Annotated in this window: 12 protein-coding genes and 1 riboswitch; of the genes, 6 read left to right on the top strand and 6 right to left on the bottom strand. The window is 72.8% G+C overall.

The features are described from left to right. The first annotated feature begins 155 nt into the window (after positions 1 to 155). From ACIO9J_RS10545 to ACIO9J_RS10530, 4 genes are all read left to right on the top strand, one after another. Positions 156 to 923, top strand: coding sequence for an ABC transporter ATP-binding protein (locus ACIO9J_RS10545; protein WP_401995596.1), 768 nt, complete (start codon positions 156 to 158; stop codon positions 921 to 923). Beyond that, positions 905 to 2077, top strand: coding sequence for a hypothetical protein (locus ACIO9J_RS10540; protein ID WP_401995593.1), 1173 nt, complete (start codon positions 905 to 907; stop codon positions 2075 to 2077). The genes ACIO9J_RS10545 and ACIO9J_RS10540 overlap by 19 nt, the downstream gene beginning before the upstream one ends. Positions 2078 to 2256: 179 nt before the next feature. Then, on the top strand, positions 2257 to 2661 hold the full coding sequence (locus ACIO9J_RS10535) for a VOC family protein (RefSeq protein WP_401995590.1): 405 nt from the start codon (positions 2257 to 2259) through the stop codon (positions 2659 to 2661). Positions 2662 to 2699: 38 nt separating this feature from the next. Beyond that, the gene (locus ACIO9J_RS10530; protein ID WP_401995587.1) at positions 2700 to 3836 is read left to right on the top strand and encodes an LOG family protein; all 1137 of its coding nucleotides are present in this window, start codon (positions 2700 to 2702) and stop codon (positions 3834 to 3836) included. Positions 3837 to 3887: 51 nt separating this feature from the next. Here the strand turns inward: ACIO9J_RS10530 and ACIO9J_RS10525 are convergent, their stop codons facing one another. Then, positions 3888 to 5015, bottom strand: a complete 1128-nt coding sequence (locus tag ACIO9J_RS10525) for a glycosyltransferase family 4 protein (protein ID WP_401995584.1) — start codon at positions 5013 to 5015, stop codon at positions 3888 to 3890. Positions 5016 to 5157: 142 nt separating this feature from the next. Between ACIO9J_RS10525 and ACIO9J_RS10520 the strand changes: the two genes are divergently transcribed. After that, on the top strand, positions 5158 to 6432 hold the full coding sequence (locus tag ACIO9J_RS10520; RefSeq protein ID WP_401995581.1) for a sensor histidine kinase: 1275 nt from the start codon (positions 5158 to 5160) through the stop codon (positions 6430 to 6432). Between the two features lie 41 nt (positions 6433 to 6473). Continuing rightward, positions 6474 to 7154, top strand: coding sequence for a response regulator (locus tag ACIO9J_RS10515; protein WP_401995578.1), 681 nt, complete (start codon positions 6474 to 6476; stop codon positions 7152 to 7154). A 39-nt stretch (positions 7155 to 7193) separates the two neighbouring features. Here the strand turns inward: ACIO9J_RS10515 and ACIO9J_RS10510 are convergent, their stop codons facing one another. From ACIO9J_RS10510 to rlmN, 5 genes are all read right to left on the bottom strand, one after another. Then, complete coding sequence (locus ACIO9J_RS10510) at positions 7194 to 7985, bottom strand: maleylpyruvate isomerase family mycothiol-dependent enzyme (protein WP_401995575.1); 792 nt, start codon at positions 7983 to 7985, stop codon at positions 7194 to 7196. Between the two features lie 10 nt (positions 7986 to 7995). Continuing rightward, complete coding sequence (locus ACIO9J_RS10505) at positions 7996 to 9069, bottom strand: ABC transporter ATP-binding protein (RefSeq protein WP_401995572.1); 1074 nt, start codon at positions 9067 to 9069, stop codon at positions 7996 to 7998. After that, positions 9069 to 10778, bottom strand: coding sequence for an ABC transporter permease (locus tag ACIO9J_RS10500; protein WP_401995569.1), 1710 nt, complete (start codon positions 10776 to 10778; stop codon positions 9069 to 9071). Before ACIO9J_RS10500 ends, ACIO9J_RS10505 begins: the two co-directional genes overlap by 1 nt. Beyond that, entirely contained in the window at positions 10754 to 11839 is a 1086-nt protein-coding gene (locus ACIO9J_RS10495) for a thiamine ABC transporter substrate binding subunit (protein ID WP_401995566.1), read from the bottom strand. Before ACIO9J_RS10495 ends, ACIO9J_RS10500 begins: the two co-directional genes overlap by 25 nt. A 76-nt stretch (positions 11840 to 11915) precedes the next feature. Beyond that, a riboswitch (TPP riboswitch) is annotated at positions 11916 to 12032 on the bottom strand. 33 nt (positions 12033 to 12065) lie between these two features. Next, positions 12066 to 13172 carry a 23S rRNA (adenine(2503)-C(2))-methyltransferase RlmN gene (rlmN, locus tag ACIO9J_RS10490; RefSeq protein ID WP_401995563.1) on the bottom strand — a complete coding sequence of 369 codons (1107 nt, stop codon included), beginning with the start codon at positions 13170 to 13172 and terminating at the stop codon, positions 12066 to 12068. Positions 13173 to 13225: the final 53 nt, after the last annotated feature.

Raw genomic sequence — 13225 nt, 5'->3', positions numbered from 1 at the left:
CCCGGGGGCGCCCGTTCGAGTGAGAACGGGCGCCCCCGGGCCGCGTCGTTTCCGGGCAGGTCCGCCCGAATCCTTAGCGTGCCCAGTGACCGATCGGCCCCGCCTTCGTTCCCCCGTACGGGGGAGGCAAACTGATCTGAACCGAGGTGTACGCGATGGCTGCCCCACCGGACAACGACGTGCTGTGGGCACGCGCTCTGCACGTCAAGCTCAACGGCTCCCCCGCCCTCACCGGCGTCTCGCTCGGTGTCCGCGAGGGCGAGATCCTCGCGGTCAGCGGCCCGCGCGGCAGCGGCAAGACCACCCTCCTGCGCTGCCTCTCCGGCCAGCTGCCCGCCCAGCAGGGCGAGATCTGGTTCAACAGCGTGCCCGTGCACACCATGCGCCCGCTGGTGCGCGAGCGGCTGCGCAGGGACCGGTTCGGCTGGATCGACCCCGAACCGCACCTCGTCCCCGAGCTCAACGCCTGGGAGAACGTCGCCCTGCCGCTGATGCTGCGCGGCGCCGCCCACCGCGTCGCCAAGCCCGCGGCCCTGGAGTGGCTGGAGCGCCTCGACATCGGCGCCTGCGCCCGCAAGCGCCCGCACGCCCTCCTCCACGCCGAGCGCCAGCGCGTCGCCGTCGCCCGCGCCCTGGTGAGCACGCCGTCCGTGATCTTCGCCGACGAGCCCACCGCGCCGCTGCACCGGGCCGACCGCGCGCACGTCCTGCGCACCCTGACCACCGCGGCCCGCTCGCACGGCATCACGGTCGTCCTGGCCACGCACGACGCGGAGGTCGCCACCCTCGCCGACCGCACCGTCGCGCTGCTCGACGGACGACGCGTGCACACGGTGCACCTGCCGGGCTCCGGTGACCCCGCCCGGCCGGTGGCCGGCACCGCCGAGGCGGAAGGCCGGGCCGCGTGCTCGCTCTCCGTCTAGCCCGCGGCGCGCACCCGCTCGTCCAACTGCGCCGGCTCATGGTGGCCGCCGCGTCCGCGGGTACCGGCTTCCTGCTGCTCTGCACCCTGACGTACGCGATGGAACACCCCGGCGCCGGATCCGCCCTGCGCCTCGCGTGGTGCCTCGCGCCGATCGCGGCCACCGTGTACTTCGCGGTCGCCGTGGCCCGCACCGACCCGGGCACCCGGCCGCGCGCCGGGCTCTCCTCGGTGGGCCTGGGGCCCGGCCGCCTGATGCTGCTCGCCGCGATCTCCACGGCGGTGGCCTGCCTCCTCGGCTCCATGCTGGCGCTGCTCTTCTTCCTGCATCTGCGCGGCGACCTCTCGGGGCTCCCCTTCGACGGAGCGGCGGCCGGACTGCTCGCCGCCGACAAGCCGTTGCCGCTCGCCGCCGCGCTCACCCTGCTCGCCCTCGTCCCGATCCTCGCGTCGCTGGCCAGTGCGCTCGTGCTGCGGCCGCTGCCCGCGAAGACCGGGACCGGCGCCGAGCCGGAGCAGGATCCCGAGGGCCCGACGCCCGCGCCCGGCGGGCTGCCCTGGGGCGTCGCGCTGCTCGCCGCGGGCCTCGCCGTGGAGACGTACGCGAGCCGCTCCCTGCACGGTTCCGGCGCGGGCTCGGGACTGCCCATGCCGGGCGGGCTCGCGGGCAGCCCGGCGGGCGTCCTCGCGGGCTGGGCGCTGACCGCGTTCGGCCTCGCGCTCGCGGGCCCCGGCCTCACGCATCTGTGCGGGCGGCTGTTGCAGGCGGTGCGGCCCGGTGCGGTCCGACTGCTCGCCGGGCGCGTGCTCCAGCAGGAGGCGCGGCGCATCGGTCGGCCGCTCGGCGTGGTGTGCGCGGTGGCCTCGGGGGCGTACGCCTCGGTCGTCCTCTACGCGGGCCCGCGCCCCGACGTCGGTCCGCTCACCACCCTCGGCGCGCTGCTCGTCGCGGGCTGCGCGGTCCTCACCCTGGCCACCGCCGCGGTCGAGGCCAGGCAGGCCCGTTCGCACACGACGGCGGCGCTGCTGCGGCTCGGGGCGCCCGCGACGATGCTGCGCGGCTCGGCGGCGCTGCGGGCGGGCGCGCTCGCCTCCGTGTTCGGGCCGCTGACCTGGCTGGTCGCGGAACTGGCCGCGGTGCCGCTCGTGGGCTGAGCGGGCCTCTTCCGGGCCCCGCTCCCGGGGCCCGGGAAAACTCGTGGGAGAAAGGTTCGCGCCGGGCGATGAGTTCCGTGTCGAACTGCTGTCTACCCCTCCGTAAGACACACGCGCGGCACGCACGTGGCACCCACACGGCACCCACGTACGGGACACACCCACCGGGAGAGACACTCATGTACCAGCAGATGATCTTCGTGAACCTGGCCGTGAACGACGTCGCGGCGTCCAAGAAGTTCTTCACGGAGCTCGGCTACGGCATCAACCCGCAGTTCTCCACCGACGACTGCGCCTGCGTGGTCATCAGCGACACCATCATCGCGATGATGCTCAGCAAGCAGCACTACGCGACCTTCACGCAGAAGGAGATCGCCGACGCCACCAAGGTCAGCGAGACCCTGGTCTGTCTGAGCGCCGAGAGCCGCGAGAAGGTCGACGAGCTCGTCGACAAGGCGGTCGCCGCGGGCGGCACGGCCGGCAAGGTCCAGGACTACGGCACGATGTACGGCCGCGCCTACGACGACCTGGACGGACACACCTGGGAGATCATGTGGATGGACCCCTCCGAGGTCCAGGGCTGACCGGACCCGTCCCGCACGGTGCTGCTTAGCATGGGCGGATGCAGCCGAACCCCGAACACGCATCCGCCCCGCAACTCCCGGGCGACGACCGTGAGATCGAGACCCTCGCCGAGTTCGACGAGGTCTCGGCGCGCGACGGCATCGCCGGGTGCCGCGTCCAGGCCGTCGATCTGACGCAGCGCACCTCCGCGCTCCTGGCGGCCGACGTGGCGGGCGCCGTCTTCCTCGGCTGCCCGATGGGGCAGGAGGCCGCCGACCGGATCAGGGCAGCGGGAGCACTGGTCTTCCCGCCGGTCCCCGGCCTGCCGTTCAACCCCTACCGCGGTCTGCTCTACTCTCCCGACGACCTGTTCGCGGGCCTCGCCGACGGCGGGTACGACGCGACGCCGGACGCCCACGCGTACGCCTGGTTCCAGGGGACCAAGAGCGACGGCGACGTCTTCGCCTCGATGCTCCGCGCGATCCACGACGACTCCATCTCCGACGCCCTGGACGAACTGCTCGTCGGCGCGCCGGTGGTGGGCGTCATGGGCGGCCACGCGATGGCCCGCGGCACCGACGACTACGCGGGCGCCGCACGGCTCGGCCGCGAACTGGCCAGGGCCGGTCTCACGGTGGCGACGGGCGGCGGCCCCGGCGCCATGGAGGCCGCGAACCTCGGCGCCTACGCGGCCCCCTTCGACGACGAGATGCTGGCCGAGGCGCTCGAACTCCTCGCCAAGGCACCCTCGTTCACGCCGTCGGTCACCGAGTGGGCGAAGGCGGCGTTCGCCGTCCGTGAGCGCTGGCCGTCCGGCGGCTCCTCGGTGGGCATCCCCACCTGGTTCTACGGCCACGAGCCGCCGAACGCCTTCGCCGCGCACCTCGCCAAGTACTTCGCCAACGCCACCCGCGAGGACGGCCTGCTGGCCCGCTCGAACGCGGGCGTCGTCTTCCTGCCCGGCGCCGCGGGCACGGTCCAGGAGATCTTCGACAACGCGACGCCCAACTACTACGAGTCCCGCGGCGAACCCACCCCGATGGTCCTGGTCGGCCGCGTGCACTGGACGGAACACCTGCCGGCCTGGCCGCTCCTGAAGGCGCTGGCGCGGGAGCGGCCGATGGCGTCGCGGATCGCGCTGGTGGACACCGTGGAGGAGGCACCGGAGGCGCTCGCCTCGCTGCGGTCCGCGTAGGCCGGGGCGGGCCGTTCACCCACCCGCTCACCCACCCGGTCACCCACCCGCTCACCCGTCGAGCAGCCCCGAGAGCACCTCGTAGGACCGGTCCCAGTTCCACTCGCGCCGCACCCACGCCCGCCCCTTCTCCCCCATGGCGCGGGCGAGTTCACGGTCCCTGAGCAGCCGTACGAGGCGGTCCGCGACGGCCGCGGGGGAACGGCCGTCGACGACGTAGCCGCTCTCGCCGTCGAGCACGGTGTCCGGCGCGCCGCCCGAGTCGCCCGCCACCACCGGCAGTCCGGCGGCGGCCGCCTCCAGGAAGACGATGCCGAGCCCCTCGACCTCCAGGCCCCGCCTGCGCGTGCGGCACGGCATCGCGAAGGCGTCGGCGGCCGCGTAGAACGGCGGCATCGCCTCGTGCGGATGGCCGCCCGCGAAGACGACGCCGTCAGCGACGCCCTGCTCCTCGGCGATCCTGCGCAGCCTCGCCTCGTAAGGACCCGCGCCGACCAGCAGCAACGTGGCGTCGGCGACCGCCCTGCGCACCATCGGCAGCGCCTCGATCAGGGTGTCCTGCCCCTTGCGCGGCACCAGGCGGGCGGCGCACAGGACGACGGGCCTGCCGTCGCCGAGCCCGTACCGCTCGCGTACCGCGCTCCCGTCGACGCCGGGGCTGAAGCCCGTCGCGTCGACACCGGGCACCAGGCGCGCGAGCCGCGCCGAGGGGTCCATCGCCCACCGGACGGGCCACCGGGTGCTCTCGCCGAGATACGTCACGCAGTCCGCTCCCGCGCCGATCCTGCGCAGCAGCGCACGCGCGCCCGGGGTACGGGCCCACCACACCTCGTGGCCGTGCGTCGTGGCGACCACCGTGCGCACCGACGCCTCGCGCCGCAGCCGCCCGGCGAGCAGCCCGAGCGGCGCGGCGGCGCCGAACCAGACGCGGTCGCAGCCGTGGCGCCGGGCGATGTCCACGGCCCGCTGGCCGGTGCGCCGGGTGGGCAGCAGGGTGCGCGCCCGGTCGCGTACGACGGGGTGGGGGAACGTCGCGTCGTACGTCACGTCGCCCGGCTCGGCCGACGTGTACACCACGGCGGCGCCGGGCGGGAACCGTCGTACGAGCGTGTCCACGAAGGTCTCGATGCCGCCCTGCCTGGGCGGGAAGTCATTGGTGACGACGAGGGTGCGAGGCATGTCCACGACGTTAGGAACCCGCCGCGCCCCGCGCGTCACCCGAGGATCCGGACCCGCGCGTCAACCCGTGGCATGACGGGCGCCGTCCTTCTCCACCCCGGCGCCGACGCACCCGCTCCCCGCGGACGGAAGAATCATGGCCATGAGCACGACCACCCCGCCCCGGCAGGACGCGCCCCCACGGCCTGCCGCACCGCCCCCGCAGGCCGCCCCGCCTCGCCCAAGCGCCCTGCGCCGCCGTCTGCGCGCGCTCGTCGCGGCCCCCGCCTACCCGTGGCTCACGGGCGCGGTCCTGACCGTGGGCGCGGCCGGGGAGCTCGTGGTGTTCCCTGGCTCGGTGACCAACGCGAGCGCGATCCTGGTGTCCACGGCCTCGCTGATGTGGCGCCGCGCCTTCCCGCCCGTGGCCCTGGTGACCGTCGCCGCGGGGCTGCTCAGCTTCGGCGCCGACACCTCGCTCTCCATCGCCGTGATGATCAGCGGCCTGATCGGCTGCTACGTCCTCGGCAGGCACCGCGTCCTGCACCCTGCCCTGCTGGTGGCCGGCGGCACGCTCGGCGCCCTGGCCACCAACCTCTGGCACATCCTGAGCTGGGCCCGCGACGACCGCCTCCCCGACGTCCCCGCCCTCGGCAACGCGGGCTCGCTCGGCCTGTTCGCCGAGGCGTTCGGGCTCTGCGCGGTGATCCTCGGCGCCGTCAGCATGGGCGACGCGGTGCGCGCCCGCGAGGAGACCCGGCGCGAACGGGCGCTCGCGCAGGCCCAGTTGATCGCGATGGCACGGCGGCAGGCGGCCCAGGCCGAACGCGCCGCGATCGCCCGCGAGCTGCACGACATCGTCTCGCACTCGGTGTCGATGATCGCGGTGCAGGCGGAGAGCGCCACCTACACGACGCCGGGGCTCACCCCGGCGGCCCGCGAGGGCTTCCAGCAGATCGCGGGCACGGCCCGTGGCTCGATGGCCGAACTGCGCCGCCTGCTCGGCGTCCTGCGCACCCCGCAGCGCGCCGAGGAGGCCGCGGGCGCCGCGACCGCACCGCAGCCCACCCTGGACCGCCTCGAAGAACTCCTCGACCAGCACCGCGCGGTGGGCTGCGGCGCGGAGCTGCGGATCACCGGGGAGCGCGTGCCGCTGGCCGCCGCGTGGGAACTGTCCGCGTACCGCATCGTGCAGGAGTCCCTGACGAACGCCCGCAAGCACGCGCCGGGCGCCCGCACCGTGGTCGAACTCGGCTACCGCGAGGACCGGTTGACGCTCCGCGTGCGCGACGACGGTCCCGGCCCGCGGGCCGGCGGCGCCACCAGCGGGCACGGCCTGACCGGCATGCGCGAGCGCGCGGCCCTGGTCGGCGGCAGCCTCACCGCGGGCGCGGGCCCCACCGGCGGCTTCACGGTGGAGGCCGAACTCCCGTGGTGACGAAGGACCGACCGAACATCTCCCGACAGGACGGAACCGGCATGACCGGCATGACCGGCGTGATCAGAACCCTCGTCGCCGACGATCAGGCCGTCGTGCGCACCGGCTTCGTGAACCTCCTGAACACCCAGGACGACATCGAGGTCGTCACCGAGGCGGAGGACGGCGCCCAGGCCGTCGCGCTCGCCGCCGAACACCGCCCCGACCTGGTGCTCCTCGACATCCGCATGCCGCACCTGAACGGCATCGACGCGGCCCGCGAGATCCTCGCCGCGTCCGGCGGCGCGACGCGGGCCCTGATGCTGACGACCTTCGGACTCGACGAGTACGTGTACGAGGCGCTGGCCGCGGGTGCCTCCGGGTTCCTGCTCAAGGACTGTACGTTCCCCGAACTCCTGCACGCCGTACGGGTGGTGGCCGCGGGCAACGCGCTGCTCGCGCCCGAGATCACCCAGCGCCTCGTCGCGGAGTTCGCGCGCCAGCGGTCCGCCGTACCCCCGGCGCGCGACATCGAGGGCCTGACCGCCCGCGAGGCCGAGGTGCTCGTCCTCATCGCGCAGGGCCTGTCGAACGCGGAGATCGCCGGCCGTCTGACGATCACCGACCACACCGTGAAGACGCACATCAACCGGCTCTTCACCAAGATGGAACTGCGCGACCGGGCGCAGGCGGTGATCCTCGCGTACGAAATGGGCCTGGTCAGGCCGTCACCGACCGCGTGACGCCGTCACCCCAGGGAGGACGTCACCCCGAGCAGGACGTCACCCGAAGGTCGCCCGCTCCAGCCAGAAGTCGAGCAACTCCCGCTCCCCGACGACCTCCACGAGCCCGCTGTCGAGCGGCCGCCTCCGGTAGAAGGCGAGCAGTACCTCGGTGAGCGGGCCGCGCAGCGCGACGGACGCCTTCGCGTGCCCGCGCCGCCAGGTGAACCCGTCCTCGCCGAACTCGATGAGCCACTCAGCGTCCAGGCCCTCCGGGGCATCGGTCGCGTGCAGATGGATCGAGCGCCCCGCTCCCTTCAGCTCCGACGCGCTGTCGTCGGGGTCGGCGCGCTGCACGAACGACACGATCTCCAGCCACTCGTCGATCGCGTCGGCCGCCACGTCCGGGGCCACCTCGTACGCGACCCCCGCGGCGATCGCCGCGTCCGCGCGGTGGATCGCCAGTTCGTGCGTCATGCGCCGCGCCCAGAATCCCGCGGTGTGGTCCTCGGCCCACGCCCACACCGCGGTGTCGGCTTCGGTGGCGCGGAAGACGCGCTCGGCGAACTGGGCGGTGCCGGCGAGCCAGGCGTCGAGCGCGGCGGGATCGTCGTCCCCGGGGCCCGTCGCGTTCGGCACGGCCTCGTCGGGGACGTTCTTCTCGGCGCGGGTCTCGACCAGGTGCCCGCTCCAGCGCACCGCGCCGCCCATGTGCCGGGCGAGCTGTCCCAGCGTCCAGTCCGGGCAGGTCGGTACGGTGACGGAGAGGTCGGCGCCGTCCAGGGTGGCCCTCAAGAGGTCGAACTGGCGGGTGACTTCGGCACGGTAGCGATCATGGCTCAGGGTGGTCATGGTTCGAACTCTAGAGCGACTTCACCGGGGTGGCACCTGCGTTTCGGGCCGCACCGTCGGCGAGCACCACCACGTCCTCCGCGTCGAATCCGACGCCCACCGTCTCGCCGACCTCCGGCGCCCGCCGCAGCGCGCACGCCGCCTCCAGACGCGGCCCCTCCTCGGGCTGCAGGTGCACGGCGACATGGGTGCCGCGGAAGGTCCGTGCCGTCACCGCGCAGGGCAGGCCCTCGTCGGCGGCGACGAGCCGTACGCCCGCCGGGCGCACCAGGAGCGTGTGCCGTCCCGCCGGGGTGTCCTCAGGGACGGGCACCTTGCCCCACACGGTGTCCGCGCCGCCGCCCGACACCGTCGCCGCGACGATGTTGTCGAAGCCGAGGAAGCGCGCCACGAACTCGTCCACGGGGCTCTGCCACACCTCCAGCGGGCTGCCGGACTGGGCGATCCTGCCGTCCCGCATCACGACGACCCGGTCGGCGAGCGCGAACGCCTCGCCCTGGTCGTGCGTGACGGCGAGCACCGTGGTGCCCAACTCCCCGAAGAGTTCCCTGAGTTCGACGACGAGCCGCTCCCTGAGCGAACGGTCGAGCTGGCCGAGCGGCTCGTCCAGCATGAGCAGCCTGGGGCGCGGGGCGAGCGCCCGCGCGAGCGCGACCCGCTGCTGCTCGCCGCCGGAGAGCGCGGCGACCGCGCGCCGCTGCGCCTTCGGCAACCCGACGAGCTCCAGCAACTCGGCGACGCGGTCGGCCTGTTCGCCCCGCGAAGCGCCGTGCATCCGCAGCCCGAAGGCCACGTTGCCCGCCACGTCACGCTGCGGGAAGAGCTGATGGTCCTGGAACATCAGGCCGACGCCCCGCTTGTGCGCGGGCACCCCGCCCTGGTCCTGCCCACCGAGCAGGACCCGCCCCGCGTCCAGGCCCTGGAGCCCGGCGACCGCCCGCAGCAGCGTCGACTTGCCGCTGCCGCTGGGCCCGAGGACACAGACGATCTCGTGCTCGGCGACGTCGAGGTCGACGGCGTCGAGCGCGGCCCGCGCCCCGAAACGTACGGTCGCGTCCCGCAGGCTCAGCAGTGCGTCCGTCATCAGAACTCCCCCGTGGTGCGGTCGGTACGGATGCGTTCGAGGAGCAGCAGCGACACCGCGCACACCACCATGAGGATCGTCGAAAGGGCCATCGCCTGGCCGTAGTTGAGGTCACCGGCCCGCCCGAGCAGCCGTGCCACGGCGACCGGCAGGGTCGGGTTGTCCGGCCGCGCGATGAAGACGGTCGCGCCGAACTCGCCGAGCGAGACCGCGAAGGCGAACCCGGCGGCGATCAGCAGCGCCCGCCGCACCATCGGCAGGTCGACCTCGCGCCAGGCCCGCAGCGGCGAGGCCCCGAGCACGGCGGCAGCCTCGCGCAGCCGCCCGTCCACCGCGCGCAGCACCGGCAGCATGGTGCGTACGACGAAGGGCACGCCCACCAGCGCCTGGGCGAGCGGCACCAGGATCCAGGACGAGCGCAGGTCGAGCGGGGGCTTGTCCAGGGTGATCAGGAAGCCGAAGCCCACGGTCACCGCGGAGACCCCGAGCGGCAGCATGAGCAGCGCGTCGAAACCGCGCACGAGCCGCCCGGCCCTGCGGGTGAGCGCGGCGGCGGCGAGCCCGCCGATGACGACCGCGATGGCCGTCGCCACGACCGCGTACTGGAGCGAGTTCCAGACCGCCTCGATCGGCGGCACGAGGAAGGCGCCGCCCTCCGCCGAGGTCAGCTCCTTGTAGTACGCGAATCCGAAGCCGTCGGGACCGTCGAAGGACCGCTGGATCAGCACCCCGAGCGGCAGCAGGATCAGCACGGCGACCGTCGCCATGACCAGGCCGAGCAGCGTCCACTGCGCCGCCCCGCGCGGCCGCCGTGCCACGGCCGACGCGTCGACGAGCTTCAGCGCGCTCTCCCTGCGCCGCACCGTCCACGCGTGCACCGCGAGAATCAGCCCGACCGCGGCGAACTGCACGATCGTCAGGACGGCGGCCGTCGGCAGGTCGAGCAGCTGTGCGGTCTGCCGGTAGATCTCCACCTCAAGGGTGGAGTACGCGGGCCCGCCGAGGATCTGCACGACGCCGAAGGAGGTGAAGGTGAAGAGGAAGACCATCAGCGCGGCGGCCGCGACGGCGGGGCCGAGCGCGGGCAGTGTCACCGTGCGCCAGGCCGTCCAGCGCGAGGCGCCGAGCATCCGCGCGGCCTCCTCCTGGCGCGGATCGAGCTGCGACCAGAGTCCGCCGACCGTCCGTACGACGACGGCGTAGTTGAAGAAGACGTGCGCGAGCAGGATCGCCCACACCGTGGTGTCCAGGCGCACGCCCCACAGCTCGTCGAGGAGTCCGCCGCGGCCGAGCAGCGCGAGGAAGGAGGTCCCGACGACGACCGTCGGCAGCACGAACGGCACGGTCACGACGGCCCGCAGGACCTGCTTGCCCGGGAAGTCGAAGCGCGCGAAGACATACGCGCCGGGGAGCGCGACCAGAAGCGTGATCGCGGTCGACGCGAGCGCCTGCCAGGTGGTGAACCACAGCACGTCCCGGATGTCGGACTGCCCGAGCACCTCGGTGATCCGCCCGAACCGCCAGACACCGTCGACGTGCAGTCCGCGCGCGACGATCGCCGTGACCGGATAGGCGAAGAAGAGCGCGAAGAACGCGACGGGCACGGCCATCAGACCGAGCCGCGCCGCGCTCCCCCGGCCGAGGCCCGCGCGAGAGCGGGCCCCGGCCTTCCCGGCCGCGTCGCCTACTTCACTACGAGCGAGGTCCACGACTTGATCCACGGCTCGCGGTTGTCGGCGATCTTCTTCGGGTCCAGGGTCTCGGGCTTGTCGACCGTCACGCCGTGCTCGGTGAACAGCGCGGGCAGCTTCGTGCCCTCGCGCACCGGGTTCACGAACATGTTCAGCGGCATGTCCTCCTGGAACTCCTTGCCCGCGAGGAAGTCCAGGAGCGCCTTGCCGCCCTTGGTGTTCTTCGCGTTGCTGAGCAGCCCCGCGTACTCGACCTGCCGGAAGCAGGTGCCGGTCGCGACGCCGGTCGGCGCCTCCTTGGGCTGCGGCTTGGCGTAGAGGACCTCGACGGGCGGCGACGAGGCGTACGAGACGACAAGCGGCCGGTCACCCTTGGCCTTCTTGCCGCCGGCCGACCCGGAGAACTCCTCGTTGTAGGCCTGCTCCCAGCCCTCGACGACCTTGACGCCGTTGGCCTTGAGCTTCTTCCAGTAGTCCTGCCAGCCGCCGTCGCCGTACTTGGCCGCGGTGCCGAGCAGGAAGCCGAGCCCCGGCGAGGACGTCGCGACGTTCTCGGTGACGAGCAGGTCCTTGTACGCGGGCTTGGCGAGGTCGTCGAAGGACTTCGGCGGCGCCAGCTTCTTCTCCGCGAAGTACTTCTTGTCGTAGTTGACGCAGATGTCACCGCTGTCCACGGGCGTGACCCGGTGCTTGTCCGCGTCCACCCGGAACTCGGGCTTGATCTTCTCCGCGCCCTCGACCTGGTACGTCTGGAAGAGCCCGTTGTCGAGCGCGCGCGAGAGCAGGGTGTTGTCGACGCCGAAGAAGACATCGCCCTGGGGGTTGTCCTTGGAGAGGATCGCCTTGTTGACGGCGGCGCCCGCGTCCCCGTCCTTGAGGACGTTGACCTTGTAGCCGGAGCGCTTCTCGAAGTCCCTCAGTACGTCCTTGGAGACGTTGAAGGAGTCGTGGCTGACGAGCGTGACGCTCTTGGAGTCGCTCGTGCCCGACCCGCTGTCGGAGCCGCCGCACGCGGAGAGCGCGACGAGCCCGATGCCCACCGCGACCGCGGTGAACGTGACCTTCTTGGTGGTGCTCACTGGAACTTCCTCCTGGGTGACCAGGAGAAGACGCGGCCCCGCCCACGGCGAAGAGGCCGCGGGCAGGGCGCAACAGCTTGAGTAATGACCGAACTTCCTACCCAGAATGACCTGGGCGAGGTTCAGAGGGTCTGCGGCCCACCTGTCCAAGGTGCCGCACTCTCAGCGCTGTGGCGCTCCCCTGTCGGAATATGCAGATGTATGTACGAGGCGTACGCCCGCCAGACTACCTCTCGGCCGCGGCGAGCTGCCCGCACGCTCCGTCGATCTCCTGGCCCCGGGTGTCCCGGATGGTCACCGGCACCCCATGGGCGGCGATGGCCTCGACGAACGCCTTCTCGTCCTCGGGCCGCGAAGCGGTCCACTTGGAGCCCGGCGTCGGATTCAGCGGAATCAGGTTCACGTGCACCGGCTTGTTCTTGAGCAGCCGGCCGAGCCGGTCACCCCGCCACGCCTGGTCGTTGATGTCCCTGATCAGCGCGTACTCGATGGAGAGCCGGCGGCCGGACTTCGCCGCGTACTCCCAGCCCGCGTCGAGCACCTCGTTCACCTTCCACCGCGTGTTCACGGGGACGAGGGTGTCGCGCAGCTCGTCGTCCGGCGCGTGGAGCGAGATGGCGAGGCGGCACTTGAAGCCCTCGTCGGAGAACCGGTGGATCGCCGGGACGAGACCGACCGTCGAGACGGTGATCCCGCGCTGCGAGAGCCCGAGGCCGTCCGGCTCCGGGTCGGTGAGGCGGCGGATGGCACCGGCCACCCGGTTGTAGTTGGCGAGCGGCTCGCCCATGCCCATGAAGACGATGTTGGACAGCCGCGCGGGACCGCCCGGAATCTCGCCGTCCCTGAGCGCCCGCATGCCGTCGACGATCTGGTGCACGATCTCACCGGTCGACAGGTTCCGGTCCAGACCGGCCTGTCCCGTGGCACAGAACGGACAGTTCATCCCGCACCCTGCCTGGGAGCTGATGCACATGGTGACCCGGTCCGGGTACCGCATGAGCACCGACTCCACGAGCGTCCCGTCGAAGAGCCGCCAGAGCGTCTTGCGGGTGGTGTCGTCGTCACAGCTGATGTGCCGCACCACGGACATCAGATCGGGCAGCAACGCCTCACGGAGCTTCTCGCGCGCACCGGCGGGGATGTCCGTCCACTCGGCCGGGTCGTGCGCGTACCGCGCGAAGTAGTGCTGCGAGAGCTGCTTGGCGCGAAACGGCTTCTCGCCGATGGCGGCGACGGCTTCCTTGCGCTCGGCGGGCGTGAGGTCGGCGAGATGCCGCGGCGGCTTCTTGGCCCCGCGGGGCGCGACGAAAGTGAGTTCTCCGGGTACAGGCATGGTCCTTCCAGTGTCGCAGACATACGACAAGGGGCTCGCCGCCCTGTGGACAA

Origin of the sequence: Streptomyces sp. NPDC087300 (assembly GCF_044744425.1) — a bacterium.
Classification (GTDB): Bacteria; Actinomycetota; Actinomycetes; order Streptomycetales; family Streptomycetaceae; genus Streptomyces.
This window is presented reverse-complemented; position numbering and strand designations above follow the sequence as displayed.

Coding starts and splice junctions, on each gene's coding strand:
- ACIO9J_RS10545 (WP_401995596.1), top strand. CDS start 156: ATGGCTGCCCCACCGGACAACGACGTGCTGTGGGCACGCGCTCTGCAC.
- ACIO9J_RS10535 (WP_401995590.1), top strand. CDS start 2,257: ATGTACCAGCAGATGATCTTCGTGAACCTGGCCGTGAACGACGTCGCG.
- ACIO9J_RS10530 (WP_401995587.1), top strand. CDS start 2,700: ATGCAGCCGAACCCCGAACACGCATCCGCCCCGCAACTCCCGGGCGAC.
- ACIO9J_RS10525 (WP_401995584.1), bottom strand. CDS start 5,015: ATGCCTCGCACCCTCGTCGTCACCAATGACTTCCCGCCCAGGCAGGGC.
- ACIO9J_RS10520 (WP_401995581.1), top strand. CDS start 5,158: ATGAGCACGACCACCCCGCCCCGGCAGGACGCGCCCCCACGGCCTGCC.
- ACIO9J_RS10515 (WP_401995578.1), top strand. CDS start 6,474: ATGACCGGCATGACCGGCGTGATCAGAACCCTCGTCGCCGACGATCAG.
- ACIO9J_RS10510 (WP_401995575.1), bottom strand. CDS start 7,985: ATGACCACCCTGAGCCATGATCGCTACCGTGCCGAAGTCACCCGCCAG.
- ACIO9J_RS10505 (WP_401995572.1), bottom strand. CDS start 9,069: ATGACGGACGCACTGCTGAGCCTGCGGGACGCGACCGTACGTTTCGGG.
- rlmN (WP_401995563.1), bottom strand. CDS start 13,172: ATGCCTGTACCCGGAGAACTCACTTTCGTCGCGCCCCGCGGGGCCAAG.